At 56.0% G+C, this 15,096-nt stretch carries 13 protein-coding genes and 1 tRNA gene; 11 read left to right on the top strand and 3 right to left on the bottom strand.

All coding sequences use genetic code 11. The features are described 5' to 3' along the window. Nucleotides 1-244 precede the first annotated feature (244 nt). Together QZ862_RS13520 and QZ862_RS13515 are read left to right on the top strand one after the other, a co-directional pair. Nucleotides 245-937, top strand: a complete 693-nt coding sequence (locus tag QZ862_RS13520) for a hypothetical protein (protein WP_296100524.1) — start codon at nt 245-247, stop codon at nt 935-937. A 174-nt stretch (nt 938-1,111) separates the two neighbouring features. Continuing rightward, complete coding sequence (locus tag QZ862_RS13515; protein WP_296100522.1) at nt 1,112-1,849, top strand: PAS domain-containing protein; 738 nt, start codon at nt 1,112-1,114, stop codon at nt 1,847-1,849. 20 nt (nt 1,850-1,869) lie between these two features. On the opposite strand, the gene QZ862_RS13510 is transcribed toward QZ862_RS13515, so the two are convergent. Continuing rightward, nucleotides 1,870-2,673 carry a TSUP family transporter gene (locus tag QZ862_RS13510; protein ID WP_296100521.1) on the bottom strand — a complete coding sequence of 268 codons (804 nt, stop codon included), beginning with the start codon at nt 2,671-2,673 and terminating at the stop codon, nt 1,870-1,872. 175 nt (nt 2,674-2,848) lie between these two features. Here QZ862_RS13510 and QZ862_RS13505 point away from each other — a divergent pair, with 175 nt between their 5' ends. The 3 genes from QZ862_RS13505 (at nt 2,849) to QZ862_RS13495 (ending at nt 6,681) form a co-directional block, all read left to right on the top strand. Further along, on the top strand, nt 2,849-3,808 hold the full coding sequence (locus tag QZ862_RS13505) for a nucleoside hydrolase (RefSeq protein WP_296100519.1): 960 nt from the start codon (nt 2,849-2,851) through the stop codon (nt 3,806-3,808). Between the two features lie 276 nt (nt 3,809-4,084). Then, a complete protein-coding gene (locus QZ862_RS13500) occupies nt 4,085-5,305 on the top strand; it encodes an LL-diaminopimelate aminotransferase (protein WP_296100518.1) in 1,221 nt (406 codons plus the stop codon). Nucleotides 5,306-5,370: 65 nt separating this feature from the next. Beyond that, nucleotides 5,371-6,681, top strand: coding sequence for a homoserine dehydrogenase (locus QZ862_RS13495; protein WP_296018379.1), 1,311 nt, complete (start codon nt 5,371-5,373; stop codon nt 6,679-6,681). A gap of 519 nt (nt 6,682-7,200) precedes the next feature. Here the strand turns inward: QZ862_RS13495 and QZ862_RS13490 are convergent. Next, nucleotides 7,201-7,276 (bottom strand) — tRNA-Lys (locus tag QZ862_RS13490). Between the two features lie 182 nt (nt 7,277-7,458). Here QZ862_RS13490 and QZ862_RS13485 point away from each other — a divergent pair. Together QZ862_RS13485 and QZ862_RS13480 are read left to right on the top strand one after the other, a co-directional pair. Further along, nucleotides 7,459-8,205 carry a cytochrome c biogenesis CcdA family protein gene (locus QZ862_RS13485; RefSeq protein ID WP_296100517.1) on the top strand — a complete coding sequence of 249 codons (747 nt, stop codon included), beginning with the start codon at nt 7,459-7,461 and terminating at the stop codon, nt 8,203-8,205. 34 nt (nt 8,206-8,239) lie between these two features. Further along, the gene (locus tag QZ862_RS13480; protein ID WP_296100516.1) at nt 8,240-9,184 is read left to right on the top strand and encodes an AEC family transporter; all 945 of its coding nucleotides are present in this window, start codon (nt 8,240-8,242) and stop codon (nt 9,182-9,184) included. Here QZ862_RS13480 and QZ862_RS13475 read toward each other — a convergent pair. Continuing rightward, nucleotides 9,162-10,376, bottom strand: coding sequence for a UbiH/UbiF family hydroxylase (locus tag QZ862_RS13475; protein ID WP_296100515.1), 1,215 nt, complete (start codon nt 10,374-10,376; stop codon nt 9,162-9,164). The genes QZ862_RS13480 and QZ862_RS13475 overlap by 23 nt on opposite strands. Nucleotides 10,377-10,582: 206 nt before the next feature. On the opposite strand from QZ862_RS13475, the gene pcsA reads away from it, so the two are divergent. The 4 genes from pcsA to QZ862_RS13455 all read left to right on the top strand — a co-directional run bounded on the left by pcsA (nt 10,583) and on the right by QZ862_RS13455 (nt 15,070). Continuing rightward, nucleotides 10,583-11,314, top strand: a complete 732-nt coding sequence (gene pcsA, locus QZ862_RS13470; RefSeq protein WP_296036695.1) for a phosphatidylcholine synthase — start codon at nt 10,583-10,585, stop codon at nt 11,312-11,314. A gap of 180 nt (nt 11,315-11,494) precedes the next feature. Further along, nucleotides 11,495-13,072, top strand: a complete 1,578-nt coding sequence (locus QZ862_RS13465; RefSeq protein ID WP_296100578.1) for an ABC transporter ATP-binding protein — start codon at nt 11,495-11,497, stop codon at nt 13,070-13,072. Beyond that, complete coding sequence (locus QZ862_RS13460) at nt 13,062-14,150, top strand: ABC transporter permease (RefSeq protein WP_296100514.1); 1,089 nt, start codon at nt 13,062-13,064, stop codon at nt 14,148-14,150. Before QZ862_RS13465 ends, QZ862_RS13460 begins: the two co-directional genes overlap by 11 nt. After that, nucleotides 14,150-15,070 (top strand): ABC transporter permease, encoded by a 921-nt coding sequence (locus QZ862_RS13455; RefSeq protein ID WP_296100513.1) that lies wholly within the window; start codon nt 14,150-14,152, stop codon nt 15,068-15,070. Before QZ862_RS13460 ends, QZ862_RS13455 begins: the two co-directional genes overlap by 1 nt. Nucleotides 15,071-15,096 lie beyond the last annotated feature (26 nt).

Below are 15,096 nucleotides of genomic sequence, written 5' to 3'. Positions count from 1 at the left end.
AATGGGGTAACGTGGTAGGCACAAAATAGTGAGGCATTAGCTGCTGCTCGAAGTGATATGCTTATTCTTCCTTACTATTTCTGGCATTTGTAGAAACAGCTCGGATTGTGATAATTATGAATATATTGGCGTGACGATCTTGTACCCACAAACGCCCTGTTTTCCGGGCACGTGATGAAGTTTCATCACGATAAGCCCGGAGAAGATTGGGGACAGGAAGTGCCTTCGTCTCGGGAGTGTTGAGTTGAAAAGATTGATAGAATCGTTCTGGCAGCGTTACAATGAACTGAAAAGCGCAGTCATCCGCAATGATGCGCCGAAAGTTGCCGCGCTCGACAAGGAGCTCGAAAAGCTGCTCGATAGCATTATCGGACGCAAGAACGCTTCTTCGTCTGAAATTCTCGAACAGTTCCGCTTCGCGATCGACCTTCTCAATGAAGAAGCCGAAGACATCGGCTGCGTTCAGCGCAATTCGGAGGTTTTAAGACGACTGGTGGATCGCTATATCGGCGCTGGCCTGCCGCGCGACGGGGGCACCGGCACTGAAGAGGATGCGCCCTGGAGCCCCTACGTCATTCTGGATGAAGACCGGTTGGATGATTTGGACGATCGCGTCGTTGTTGTGTCGCCGGGTTACCGGATCAACTACACCAACTCGGCCAATGCCGCCTCGCTACAGTCAGATCGCAGCGATATCATCGGCAAGCACATTGCAGAGCTCGTCGGTATCCACCGTTTTCAGCAGATCTTCCGTCACAAACTGGACGCCTGTTTCAAAGGTGAGGCCGAGAAATATACCTATGCGGAAGACGAACTTGGTCACACCGTGGTCAAGTCTTTCGAGATGTCTCCTTGCTATTCGCCGTCTTACAAGCTTGTGGGGGCCATCGTTGTGGTCAAAGAATTGGAAGATCGCCGCAGTAGGGATGTTGCTTGATCTGTCGACGCAAGTGAAATGGGCGGCTTCTATTTGAAGATACTCCCCAATCAGTAGGCTATTAGAAATGATATATTGACTGTCGTGATCGGTGCAGTAGTTCTGTGCTCGAAAAAACTATCGTCAATAAGGAATGCAGTTTGACGGGTCTTCGGGCTGCGGGGAAAAAACTTGATGGACGTACAGCTTAAGGAGTTTTTCCAGGCTTTCGCAATCAAAAATCTTCAGTTGAGGCAGGCAGTTAGTCAAGGTGAAGACGATCTTGTCACAATGTTTGATCGTGAGCTGCAGGTCATCATCGCCGACATTCTCTCCTTTACCGCTCTGACGCGGGAGGAGTTGCATCAGCAATTCCAATTCCTGTGTACCCTGATTAGAGATGGATCCGATGACAGGCTTTCGGTTGTGCGTAAAAGCATGATGATGTCTGCGCTGATAGATCAGTATTTTCTGGATCGACCGACGTTTTCCCAAGTAGATTTTGCGGAGCTATTAGCGGGGCGCGGCAAGCCCGCTAAGCCGGTCTCATACGATCAACCGCTTTTCAGCGAGGTCGTTCTGGATAGCCTGGACGATCGTGTTGTCGTCCTTACGACTGACTATCGCTATCTGTATTCCAATCAGGCAAATGCAAATTTCTTTAAGACCAGCCGCCTATCGATCATCGGTTGTCATCTCGCGGATCTCATCGGTGACGACGGATTTCATGGTCAGGCCAAGCCCGCGTTGGATAGGTGCTTCGCGGGCGAGAAGATCGATTACATTCACCACACGATAAGAAGCGATGGGCGGTTTGCGACGCGTTGTCGTATAACGCCTTTGCGAGCCTCCGACGGCCGTATCATGGCAGCTGTCGCTGTGTTGAAGAATGTAGATGAGATGGCGGAGCTGGAGAGCGGTTCAGTCTCCTGAAATCTTTCGTGAGCGAAAGATTACGATCCGCTGAATTTGCCGATGATCCATCCAAGAGAATAGGGCGCGTTCGTATCCAGGATAAGACGCGCAGCCATGGCGAGGCACGAGATTACGAGAAGCGGGCGGATGATTTTCGCTCCATTCTTCATGGCCAGTCTGGAGCCGATCTGAGCACCTAGAAACTGCCCAAAGCCCATGACTAGGCCTAACTTCCACAGGATCGCGCCATTCAAGGTGAACACCAGAAAACCGCCGAAATTCGAGCCGAAGTTCAAGAGTTTCGTATGAGCTGTCGCCTTCAGCATGCCGAAGCCAGCAAGCCCGACAAATGCCAGCATATAAAATGAACCGGCTCCCGGACCGAAAACACCATCGTAGAATCCGATCAGAGGGACCACCGTCAAACCGAAGAGAAACGGCGTGATACGGCGTTCGCTGTCAATATCGCTCAAATTCGGTTTGAATGCGAAGTAGACCGCAATGGCCACGAGCAGGAACGGCATGATCGCTCTGAGAACATCCGCCGGAACGAATGACGCCGTAAAGGCACCGGCCATGCCGCCGACCAAGGCCATCAGCGCCATCGGGAATTGTGTCTTGAGATCGACGTGGCCTTTCCGGGCGTAGGCGATGGTCGCAGATGCCGATCCGAATTGCGCCTGTAGCTTGTTGGTTCCAAGCGCCTCCAGCGGCGGTATACCCATGATCAGCATCGCCGGCAGCACGATCAATCCTCCGCCTCCGGCAATCGAATCGACGAAGCCAGCGAAGACGGCGACAAAGAACAAAATAATGAAAAGCTGGAGGGCGACGTCTTGCACGGGGAGGCATCCGGTATGTTTTGCTGGCCGCTTGTGGCACCGAATGCCCTGTCCCGCAACCGCTTTTGCAGGTCACGTTAATGGACGGACGGAAAAGATTGCGCAGTGCGCACAGGAGGTTATTGTGCGCCGAACGCAACTGCAAAGCAGACCGCCGAATTTAAATGAGGGACATATGCAGAAAGTAATTTTCGACACGGATCCGGGTATTGATGATGCAATGGCGCTGCTTTTTCTGCACCGCCACCCTGACATCGATCTCATCGGGGTCACGACCGTTTTTGGAAACGCGCCGATCGAGATCACCACCCGCAATGCGCAGTTCCTCAAGCAGCAATGGATGATCGATGCGCCGGTTGCGAAAGGCGCTGGCAAGACATTCGATCCATCGCGTGCCGAGGGCCATTTCCCCACCTTCATTCATGGCGATGACGGGCTGGGGAACATTGGCGTCCCGGAAACGGTTGATGTGCCGCTCGATCCGCGTGCAGCCCACCATTTCATCATCGATACCGTTAAGGCCAATCCCGGCGAAGTGACGTTGATTGCCGTTGGTCGCATGACCAATTTGGCGCTCGCTCTGAAAACCGATCCCGATTTCGCGGCTCTGGTGAAGGAGGTCATCATCATGGGTGGGGCCTTCGATATCAACGGCAATGTCAGCCCTGCAGCGGAGGCGAATATCCACGGCGATCCCGAAGCGGCCGATCTCGTTTTCACCGCACCGTGGCCGGTTACCGTCATCGGCCTGGATGTCACCACGAGAACGGTCATGACGTCCGGTTTTCTGGCGGACATGGTCAAGGAAAATGGGGCGGCCGTTCAGCTTCTGTCTGATCTCTCGCAGTTTTACATCAGCTTTTACAATATGCGCACGGGCGACGGCATGGTCGTCCATGATTCTTGCGCCTGCGTTTATTTGACGAACCCTGAACTTTTCGAAACGCGCAGCGGCGCGATCCGGGTCGTTTGCGGCGGTCTTGCCGACGGCCAGACAATTCAGAAGCCGGACGGTGTTACCTTCCCACCGGGAAATTGGGATGGCCATCCAAGCCAGAAGATCTGCACCAGGATCGAGGCGGATCGTGTGCTTTCTGTCATCCGCTCCGCAATTGTGCGTGGTGAACGCGGCTGATTGAGTTGGGCCGCCGTTAGCGCGGCGGCTTTGCCTTGCATTTTACGAGAATCTGGCGTTATGCAGGCACGACCGGAACAAACAGGTTTCACGACACTCGTTCCGGCGAAACGCCAGTACAGGCGTGGCGTATCGGGAAAACCAATTCGTGTTTTCCACCGCTTGCGCTACAATGAACAGCACAGGTCCGATTTGTTCGTGTCGGCTTATGTTTCAAACCAAAAAACGAACGCTAGTGTGGACCGGACAATCCGGTCCATTTCCATGAGGAAAGAGATGGAAGAGTTTCACAAGGTCAAGCGTCTGCCGCAATACGTTTTCGAACAGGTCAACCGTTTGAAAGCGAGCGCGCGAGCGGGTGGCGCGGATATTATCGACCTTGGCATGGGCAACCCGGATCTGCCGACGCCGAAGGCGATCGTCGACAAGCTCTGTGAAGTCGTCCAGGATCCACGCACCCATCGTTACTCGTCCTCCAAGGGTATTCCGGGCCTTCGCCGCGCCCAGGCCGCTTATTATGCTCGCCGCTTCGGTGTGAAGCTGAACCCGGATACGCAAGTCGTCGCAACGCTCGGTTCAAAGGAAGGCTTTGCCAACATGGCACAGGCCATCACCGCGCCAGGCGACGTGATCCTGTGTCCGAACCCGACCTATCCAATCCACGCTTTCGGCTTCCTGATGGCGGGTGGCGTCATTCGTTCGATGAACGTCGAGCCGGATGAAACTTTTTTCGGACCACTTGAGCGCGCTGTGCGCCATTCGATCCCGAAGCCGCTGGCACTCATCATCAACTACCCGTCCAACCCGACGGCACATGTGGCCTCTCTCGATTTCTATAAGGACGTCATCGCTTTTGCAAAGAAGCATGATCTGATCGTGTTGTCCGACCTGGCCTATTCGGAAATCTATTTCGACGAGAAGAACCCGCCACCATCGGTCCTGGAAGTTCCAGGCGCTATGGATGTTTCGGTGGAGTTTACCTCCATGTCGAAGACTTTTTCCATGCCTGGCTGGCGCATGGGCTTTGCCGTCGGCAACGAACGGCTGATCGCTGCACTGACACGTGTAAAGTCGTATCTTGATTACGGCGCATTCACGCCAATCCAGGTGGCGGCCACGCACGCGCTGAACGGGGATGGCTCCGATATCGCGGAAGTGCGTAACGTCTATCGCCGCCGTCGCGACGTGATGGTTGATACATTCGGCAAGGCGGGCTTCGAGGTTCCGCCTCCGGCTGCCACGATGTTCGCCTGGGCAAAAATTCCGGAAAAATTCCGCGACCTCGGCTCGCTTGAGTTTTCCAAGCTCTTGATCGAGAAGGCTGACATTGCCGTTGCTCCGGGTGTTGGCTTTGGTGAAATGGGTGACGACTACGTTCGCCTTGCGCTTGTGGAGAACGAGCACAGAATTCGTCAGGCCGCGCGCAATTTGAAGCGTTTCCTGTCGACCGCGGACGATACGTTGCACAACGTCGTCTCGCTTAACGCCCATAGATAAGGGCAACCCGCCAAGGTGGCCGGTTCCGGCCTCCTCTTTCATTAAAGCAAATCAGGAAAATACCCATGGCAGATTCATTGAGAATCGGCATAGCGGGACTCGGCACTGTCGGCTCTTCGCTCGTGCGCATCCTCCAGCAGAGAAGCAACGAACTTGCGATTACCTGCGGACGCGCAATTGAGATTATTGCCGTTTCCGCGCGTGACCGTTCGCGCGATCGCGGTATTGATCTGTCGGGTATTACCTGGTTCGACACGCCGGAAGAACTAGCAGAGAAGGCTGATATCGACGTTTTCGTCGAACTCGTTGGCGGCGCGTCCGGTGCTGCGGAAGATGCCGTACGTGCAGCTCTGTCTCGTGGCCTCCACGTGGTGACAGCCAATAAGGCTCTGCTGGCAAAGCACGGTGTGGAGCTGGCAAAGCTTGCAGAAGAAAAGGGCGCTTTGCTCAACTTCGAAGCAGCTGTTGCTGGGGGCATTCCGATCATCAAGGCGCTGCGTGAATCGCTGACCGGCAACCACGTGTCGCGCATCTACGGCATCATGAACGGCACGTGCAATTACATCTTGACGAAGATGGAGAAGGAGGGCCTGTCCTTCGAGGCCTGCCTCAAGGAAGCACAGCGTCTAGGCTATGCGGAGGCCGATCCTGCTTTCGATATCGAGGGCAACGACACCGCTCATAAGCTTGCGATTTTGACGACGCTTGCTTTCGGCTCCAAGATTGCAGCCGACGATATCTATCTCGAAGGCATCACCAATATCTCGATTGAGGATATTCAGGCTGCTGCCGATCTCGGTTATCGCATCAAGCTTCTCGGCGTCGCACAACTGACCGAGTCCGGCATCGAACAGCGCGTCCATCCGACCATGGTTCCACTCGATTCCGTCATCGCGCAGGTCGATGGCGTGACCAATGCTGTGGCGGTGGAATCGGATATTCTCGGTGAATTGCTTATGGTCGGCCCAGGCGCCGGCGGCAACGCCACTGCATCCGCCGTGCTCGGCGATGTCGCGGATATCGCCAAGAGCCGACCCGGCGCCCAGCAGGTGCCGGTGCTTGGCCGTCCGGCCAAGTCACTGACGGATTATCGTCGCGCCAAGATGAAGAGCCACGAGGGCGGCTACTTCATTCGCTTGACGGTGAAGGATAAGGCGGGCGTCTTCGCTTCTATCGCCACGCGTATGGCCGAGAACAACATCTCGCTGGAATCGATTGTTCAACGCTCGCAAGTGCCAACGGAAGAAAAAGCACAGACGATCATCCTCGTGACGCATGCGACGATGGAAGACGCGATCCGCAAGGCTGTGAAAGCGATCAAGAGCGAGAAATATCTTGTCAGCGAGCCGCAGGTCATTCGCATCGAACGCACCTGATCGTCCCGCATGCGGCCATTTCCGCAGATCATCGCGCGCTTTAGCGATGTCTATTGGCGGAATGCAATTTCAAAAGACAAGATGGCCCTGTTGCGAAAGCAACTGGGCTTTTTTGTCGAAGCTGCCTCGTGTGCGAGGCGACATCAATCGGCACAGGGCTGGCATAGCGGATTTTTCCTTCGCCGCAGCCGCAAAACTATTTTCGGCAGGTGTTGGGCAGTCTGCCATGCGGCAGACACGGGGAAAGAAGAAGCGCTCGGAGGGAAGTCGGACTTTGATCGCGAATCCCCAACACGTAGACAGAATTCGATGTACAGCCCAAAAACATGGATTGTAAAAATACCGTCATAAACACGCAATAGGTGTATCTCGCTGGAAGTAAGATATCTGACTTACTCGGTAATGAACGTGCAGACGCACCATATGTCCATCCCGACAGTACGCTCCGAATTGCAACCGCAACCATAGCAGTGCTTAGAATGCTAACTGGAGTGTACGCCGGTAAATGCTTGATTGTGGTGGTGAGAGCGCAGGGATTCGAACCCTGGACCTACTGATTAAAAGTCAGTTGCTCTACCGGCTGAGCTACGCTCTCCCTTGTGGGGCGAACCGCCCTTTGGAAGTGGGCGGAACATATGTAGAGGCACGTTTGCGGTCAACCCATAAAAACGGGATTATCTCATCTTTCCGCGTTTTTTTGACGCAACCGCAAAAAGGTGATTGGTGGCAAAGGTTTGGTGGCGCTACAAGGCGTCGTGAACCGTCTGGAGTGCCGCATTGTCCATTGCCGATATATCCCTTCTCACCGCGCTTTTTGCTGGAGCCCTTTCGTTTCTGTCTCCTTGTGTACTGCCTTTGGTTCCGCCGTACCTTTGCTACATGGCGGGTATCTCGGTGGAGCAGTTCAAGGACGAGCGCTTTGAGGCGAAGCCGCAGGTCCGCAAAGCAGTGCTGCTAGCGGCGCTGTTCTTCACGCTGGGGTTCGCAACTGTTTTTGTAGCACTTGGCGCCGGCGCCTCCACGATCGGGATGGTGCTACGTCAAAATCTCGATATCCTTGCCAAGATAGGCGGTCTCATTATCATCCTGATGGGTCTGAATTTCCTCGGCGTTTTCCGCATCGGCGTGTTCTCACGTGAAGCGCGTTTCCACAGCGGTGGTAAGCCTGCCACGCTTTCCGGCGCCTATCTCATGGGACTTGCCTTTGCCTTTGGGTGGACACCCTGCATCGGCCCCGTGCTCGGAGCCATTCTGGGGGTCGCCGCTTCAAAAAAGACCGTGGGCGAGGGTGCTATGCTGCTTGCGATTTATTCGGCAGGTCTTGCGATACCGTTCTGGATCGCGGCTGCTTTTTCGGGCAGTTTCATGCGTTTTCTTGCCCGCTTCCGCCGCCATCTCGGCCTGGTCGAAAGAATCATGGGCGTGCTGCTTGTGCTCACTGGCATCGCCTTCATGTCAGGTTTCATTACCAGTGTCGCGATCTGGTTTCAGGAGAGCTTCCCAATACTGATGAAAATCGGCTAGGTTCAACCAACACAAAAATCGCGGCGAGGGGGCCATGGCTGAAATCGCCGGATTGTTGTTTCCGTTTTTCGGGCTGATTCTCATCGGCTACGTGGCGGCACGCATAACGCGACAGCCTGCCGAAGCACTCGGCTGGCTGAACACATTCATCATTTATGCGGCACTGCCCGCGCTCTTTTTCAAGCTGGTGGCCAGAACTCCGGTCGATCAACTTGCGCGGATGGATTTCGTTGCGCTGAGCTTGGCTTCGACCTACACAATATTCCTTGGCCTTTTTCTCATCGGCTACTTTGTACGCCGCAACAGTTTTGCCGACTGCACCATCCAGAGCTTTGCAGGGGCCTATGGCAATATCGGCTATATGGGCCCAGGGCTGGCGCTCCTGGCGCTCGGTGAGCGCGCGACTGTTCCCGTCGCTCTGATCGTCTGTCTGGAAAATGCAGCACATTTCATTGCGGCACCAGCACTTATGGCGATCGCTGGCGGTGACAGGCGATCAGGCTTGAAACTCGCTGGCGATGTGGCCCGAAAAGTGTTGACGCACCCCTTCATCCTGTCCGTCATCGTCGGGTTCCTGGCTGCCGTTTTTGCTTGGCAGCCGCCTCAGCCCGTGCAGCAACTGGTGGATTATCTGGCGCAGTCGGCGGCACCCTGTGCGCTGTTTGCCATGGGTGTGACGCTGGCCCTGCGACCCTTGAAGCGGGTGCCGATGGAGATCAGCTACGTTGTCCCGGCAAAGCTGATGGTTCATCCGCTGCTGGCTTATGTCCTGATGTCATCCTTCGGAAACTTCGATCCAGTATGGGTATCGACAGCGATTCTTCTGGCGGCCCTGCCGACTGCAACAAATGTCTTCGTCATCGGCCAGCACTACCAGGTCTGGCAGGAGCGGGCATCTGCGACGATCCTCATCTCCACAGTGCTTTCAGTGTTCACGGTTACGCTCGTGCTGTATTTTATTCGCGCAACGAGCGTCTAAGGCTACCGACGATCAGCGAGGGCAACGCCTTGATGCCACGGCCAGGTTCGATGCCCTCACGCATCACCAGACCACGCAGTGGCCCGACATTCCCGAGAACATACAGGCCTGCCGCACGGGCCATCTGCATGGGTAACATGCCGGAGAGAAGCGACCGGTTGAGGAGATCGACACTGAGTGTGCGGCTGAACACGTCCGCACGGCGGCGGCGATCGAATGTGGTGCCCGCATCCGCCGGTATCACACCACCCGTCAATGTGCCCAGCATGTCGGTCAAGACGATGATGTCGCGAAGGCTTAGATTAAGGCCCTGTGCGCCAATTGGCGGGAAGCCGTGACCAGCCTCACCGACGAGCGCGACGCGTCCCTTGCCGAAAGAGCGGGCGGTCATGCTGGAAAGCGGCCATGTTTGCGTGCCTTCTTCAACCGAGACCGTACCCAGCATCGATTGCATGCGCTCTTCAACCCGCGCGCTTAACGCCTCCAACGGCAGTGCTGCGAGCTCCGCTGCCTGCTCTGGTTTGACGACCCAGACAAGGCTGGACCGATCGCCTGGCAGCGGAACCTGGGTGAATGGACCGGTGGAGGTGTGGAACTCGGTTGAGATATTGCCGTGCGGCCTGGTGTGCGAGAAATTGAGTACCACAGCGGTCTGCGGGTAGGACCAGCTTCGCACGCCAATTCCTGCCGCTTCGCGAACCTTGGAGTTTCTACCGTCTGCGCCGATAACAAAGCTGCTCGAGATTGCAGCGCCATTGGACAGCATCAGTGAGACGTCGTGAGGGCCGACCTCCACCGTATCGACAGAGGCATCGATAAGCGTGATGTTGTTCTCCTGCGCGACTGCATCTGAAAGCACGCTAAGCAGTGCGGCATTCGGCATGTTCCAGCCAAAGGCTGCCAGTCCGATTTCGGACGAACGGAATGCCACAGTGGGCGCGCGCAGCAATCGATCTGTCCCATCGATGATCTGCATCGTCGCGAGTCGTGCAGCGGACGGTTCGATTTTTGTCCAAACACCGAGCCGGTCGAGAAAGCGGATGGACTGATCCATGAGGGCCGTCGTGCGACGATCGGTCCGGTCGGATTGCGGCGCTACAAGCGCAACGTTTCGGCCAGCGCGCGCAATGGCAAGAGCGGCGATTTGTCCTGCAAGTCCAGCACCGACAACGGCAACCTCGAAGTTCTTCATCGTCCTATTCCACTCCTGCAGTCGAGGCTCAAAACATAGTGTCTTTGTTTCGCCAAATCCAGAAGCCATCTGCCGTCAGTTCGGCATGGCGATGCGGCAACACGCTCGTTAAGTTCGAGGATAAGCATTCTCGCACGGTTGCAAAGAGCGGTGAATGGTCGCATATCGGATGGAAGAACGAATAAGAGCGGGGCCATTGCGCTGTCATGAAGATTTTCAACTACAGACGCGTGCCTTATGCCGAAATTCGGGCCTTCTCCGTTCACATTTTGACAGCCTCGGGTTCGTTCCTTGCTTTTCTGGGCGTCGTTGCTGCCGCCGAACATCGCTTTGTGGACATGTTCTGGTGGCTTGGTCTGGCACTTCTCGTGGATGGGATCGATGGTCCGATTGCCCGAAAGGTGCAGGTCAAGGAAGTTTTGCCCAACTGGTCCGGCGACACGCTGGATAACATCATCGATTACGTTACCTACGTGCTGCTTCCTGCCTTTGCTCTTTATCAGAGCGGCATGATCGGCGAGCCCTGGTCCTTCGTCGCTGCTGGCATGATCGTGGTTTCCAGCGCGATCTATTATGCCGACATGGGTATGAAGACCGATGAGTACTTTTTCTCCGGCTTCCCAGTGGTTTGGAACATGGTGGTGTTCACGCTCTTCGTCATCGATGCCAGCGCCACCACCGCAATGATCATCGTAACCATTTCGGTCGTCCTCACCTTCCTGCCGATCAACTTCCTTCATCCGGTCAGGGTGAAGCGCCTTCGATGGCTCAACATGGCAGTGTTCCTGCTCTGGTGCGTGCTGAGCGGATACTCGCTGCTCCTGCATTTCCAGTCGCCGGATTGGCTCATTGCCGGCGTTGTGGTGACGGGTATCTACCTCTACTGCATTGGTGGGATCATGCAATTTCTACCCTCGCTCGGCGCAAAGACGCGCTGATAAAATCAGTCGTTTAAAAGCATGGACCGGACTGTCTTTTTCAGTTGTATAGCGATCCAAAAAAGGTATTTAGTACCAATAAGGGGCAGTGCCCAATTTTAGTGCAAAGGTGTCGATCTCGTCGTTAAGCGCTCGAAGAAGTGCGGCGGCCGGTGAAAAGGGGAACAGGTGACGGTATCGGTGACGTCCGGGGCTATGCCCCTTTTGTCCGTGCGCCAGCTGACCAAGCTGTTTGGAACATTCGCCGCATGCAATGCGATCGATCTAGACATTGCGCCGGGTGAAATACACGCTCTTCTCGGCGAAAATGGCGCCGGAAAATCCACGCTGGTCAAGATGCTCTTTGGTGTACTGGAGCCGACGAGTGGCGACATTGTCTGGAATGGAAATCCCGTTAGAATCGGATCGCCGGGTGACGCACGCAAGCTTGGCATCGGCATGGTGTTCCAGCACTTCTCGTTGTTTGAAGCCCTGACCGTTGCCGAAAATATCGCGCTGTCGCTCGACCCTAAGATTTCGCTGAAGGAAATTGCCCGGGAAGCTGAAACGCTCTCCAAGGCCTATGGTCTGCCACTCGATCCTTACGCGCATGTGGCCGATCTTTCCGTGGGTGAGCGCCAGCGTATCGAGATCGTCCGCGCTTTGTTGCAGAACCCACGTCTCATCATTCTTGATGAGCCGACCTCGGTGTTGACACCGCAGGAGGCAGACCGCCTGTTTGAGACGCTGGAGAAGCTGAAAGCCGAAGGACGCTCGGTGCTGTACATCAGCCATCGTCTGGAAGAGGTGCAGCGCATTTGCGACCGCGCAACGGTTCTGCGTCATGGCAAGGTGACAGGCGCTTGCGACCCGCGTCAGGAAACTCCGGCCTCCCTGGCGCGGATGATGGTGGGCTCCGATGTCGCCGGCATACAGCGGGACGATGAATGCACCATCGGTGACGTCGCGGTTGAGGTCATTGGTCTGTCCGTTCATGCCCGTACGCCCTTTGCCGTCTCCCTGAAAAACATCGCCATGAAGGTCCGCGCGGGCGAGGTCCTGGCAATTGCCGGGATCGCAGGCAACGGGCAGGGCGAATTGTTCGATGCCCTGTCCGGCGAATATCCTGTCGCTAAAGACGATACGATTTTTTTGCGTGGCAAACCGGTCGGTCGCATGGGCATCAATGGACGCCGTCTTCTTGGCGCTGGCTTCGTTCCCGAAGAGCGTCACGGCCATGCTGCCGTTCCCAATATGAGCCTGTCCGATAACCTTTTGTTGGCGCGCTGTCGCTCCGATAGAAAGGCGTTCCTGAGTGGCGGCGTTCTGAGTGTGGTGCGTCATTCGGTAATCAAAAACGCCGCCAAGCGTATTTCCGAAAAAATGGATGTGCGCAAAAGCGGGGACGACCCTCTAGCCGGCTCGCTCTCTGGCGGTAACTTGCAGAAATTCATCGTCGGTCGCGAACTTGATCGACAGCCATCGGTGCTCGTCGTCAACCAGCCGACATGGGGCGTAGATGCAGGTGCGGCCAGCCGCATTCGCCAGGCCTTGGTCGATATGGCGAAAGCTGGCTCGGCGGTTATTGTCATCAGCCAGGATCTCGATGAGATTTTCGAGGTTGCCTCCAGCATTGCGGTCATCTCTGATGGGCATCTATCCAATGCTTATCCGGCAAAAGACATGACGCGCGAAAAAATCGGTCTGTTGATGGGCGGCGTCCATGCAGGCAATACCGGGCAGGCAGGGCATACGGAGCAGGTCGTTCATGCGCATTGAACTTGAAAAACGCGCAGGGGTCTCCAAGCTCTTTGCAATCCTGTCTCCGCTGCTGGCACTGGTGTTGACGCTTGTCGTGGGTGCCATCATTTTCGCCGCCCTCGGCAAAGAGCCTGTCGGAGCGCTCTACAGCTTCTTCATCGAGCCTTTGCTGGAAGTCTGGTCACTGCATGAGCTGGCAGTCAAGGCCGCACCTTTGATCCTGATCGCCGTCGGGCTTGCCATCTGTTACCGCTCCAACAACTGGAATATCGGTGCCGAGGGGCAGTTCACAATCGGCGCGATCACGGGCTCCATACTGCCGGTGCTGAACCCTGAATGGCAGTCGCCCATGATTCTGCCGCTGATGCTCATCATGGGAGCCGCAGGTGGCGCTCTTTATGCTGGCATTCCGGCATTGTTGAAGACACGGTTCAATACCAATGAGATTCTGACCAGCCTGATGCAGGTCTATGTCGCGCAGCTCTTTCTCGACTGGTTGGTGCGTGGTGCGTGGCGTGATCCACAGGGTTACAATTTTCCACAGACAAAGCCTTTCAACGAAAGCGCCGTCCTACCTGAACTGCTAGACTCCGGCCGCGCCCATTGGGGTGTCGTCTTTGCGCTGGTGGCGGCCGTCGCGCTCTGGTTTATGATGCGCTACATGTTGAAGGGTTTCGAGGTCACCGTGCTTGGCCAGTCGGCGCGGGCAGGGCGCTTTGCCGGATTCTCCTCGCGCGGCATGGTGTGGTTCTCGCTGCTTCTCTCCGGCGGACTCGCAGGCCTTGCCGGCATATCGGAAGTCTCCGGTTCCATCGGTCACCTCCAACCCTCCATTTCGCCGGGCTACGGCTTCACAGCTATCATCGTCGCCTTTCTTGGGCGCTTGAACCCGCTCGGCATCATCGCCTCCGGTCTCGTTCTTTCGCTGACCTATCTCGGCGGGGAGGCAGTTCAGATGTCGCTACAGATCTCGGACAAGGTAGTGCGCGTATTCCAGGGGCTACTGCTCTTCTTTGTCCTGTCCTGCGATACACTGATCCTTTACCAAGTTCGCATTCGCTGGACGCGCAACTCTGCCCGTGAAGGAGCCGCATGATGGATATGTTTCAGGCGATCCTTTTGACGGTTATTACCGCGGCCACGCCTCTGGTTATCGCAGCGCTTGGCGAGCTCGTTACAGAGCGTGCCGGCGTTCTCAACCTCGGCGTCGAAGGCATGATTGTCATCGGCGCGGTCTGTGCTTTCGCCGCAGCCCATATGAGTGGCTCTCCCTATATCGGTATTCTCGCTGGCATCGCCGCCGGAGCGCTTTTCTCGCTACTCTTCGGCTTCCTGACGCTGACCCTTGTCACCAACCAGGTAGCAACCGGCCTCGCGCTCACCATACTTGGGCTCGGTGTGTCCGGCATGCTGGGTGAAAGCTTTGTTGGTGTTCCCGGGGTCAAGTTGCCCAACATCGTTTTTCCGGTGCTTTCGGACATTCCGTTCATCGGTCCGATTTTCTTCCGGCAGGATTTAATCTTCTACCTGTCGCTTGCGCTCGTCTTCGGCATAAGCTGGTTTCTGTTCAAAAGCCGCACCGGCCTGAAAATCCGGGCGATTGGTGACAGCCATTCTTCGGCCCATGCGCTCGGCATCAATGTCATCCGCACGCGCTATCTCGCAGTAATGTTCGGTGGTGCCTGTGCGGGTCTTGCTGGTGCTCAGCTCTCGCTCGTCTACACGCCGCAATGGGTTGAGAACATGTCCGCCGGACGTGGGTGGATTGCGCTGGCGCTTGTCGTCTTCGCGTCGTGGCGGCCGTGGCGGGTCTTGGCCGGTGGCTACCTGTTCGGCGCGGTCACGATCGGCCAGTTGCACGCTCAGGCCTTCGGTATCGGTGTACCGTCGCAACTTCTTTCAGCGCTTCCTTATGTAGCAACTATTGTCGTGCTCATCGTCATCTCCCATAATCGGCGCACCACGCTGATCAATACACCGGCATCACTCGGTAAACCGTTCGTGCCGGATCGCTAAGAAATCCGAATGTCATGCCAAACCAA

The sequence above is a fragment of the uncultured Agrobacterium sp. genome (genome assembly GCA_913777615.1).
Lineage (GTDB): Bacteria > Pseudomonadota > Alphaproteobacteria > Rhizobiales > Rhizobiaceae > Agrobacterium.
Note: the sequence above shows the minus strand (reverse complement) of the source record. Positions and strands in the feature narration are given on the sequence as shown.

Coding starts and splice junctions, on each gene's coding strand:
- QZ862_RS13480 (WP_296100516.1), top strand. CDS start 8,240: ATGGCTGAAATCGCCGGATTGTTGTTTCCGTTTTTCGGGCTGATTCTC.
- pcsA (WP_296036695.1), top strand. CDS start 10,583: ATGAAGATTTTCAACTACAGACGCGTGCCTTATGCCGAAATTCGGGCC.
- QZ862_RS13515 (WP_296100522.1), top strand. CDS start 1,112: ATGGACGTACAGCTTAAGGAGTTTTTCCAGGCTTTCGCAATCAAAAAT.
- QZ862_RS13455 (WP_296100513.1), top strand. CDS start 14,150: ATGGATATGTTTCAGGCGATCCTTTTGACGGTTATTACCGCGGCCACG.
- QZ862_RS13475 (WP_296100515.1), bottom strand. CDS start 10,376: ATGAAGAACTTCGAGGTTGCCGTTGTCGGTGCTGGACTTGCAGGACAA.
- QZ862_RS13460 (WP_296100514.1), top strand. CDS start 13,062: ATGCGCATTGAACTTGAAAAACGCGCAGGGGTCTCCAAGCTCTTTGCA.
- QZ862_RS13495 (WP_296018379.1), top strand. CDS start 5,371: ATGGCAGATTCATTGAGAATCGGCATAGCGGGACTCGGCACTGTCGGC.
- QZ862_RS13505 (WP_296100519.1), top strand. CDS start 2,849: ATGCAGAAAGTAATTTTCGACACGGATCCGGGTATTGATGATGCAATG.
- QZ862_RS13500 (WP_296100518.1), top strand. CDS start 4,085: ATGGAAGAGTTTCACAAGGTCAAGCGTCTGCCGCAATACGTTTTCGAA.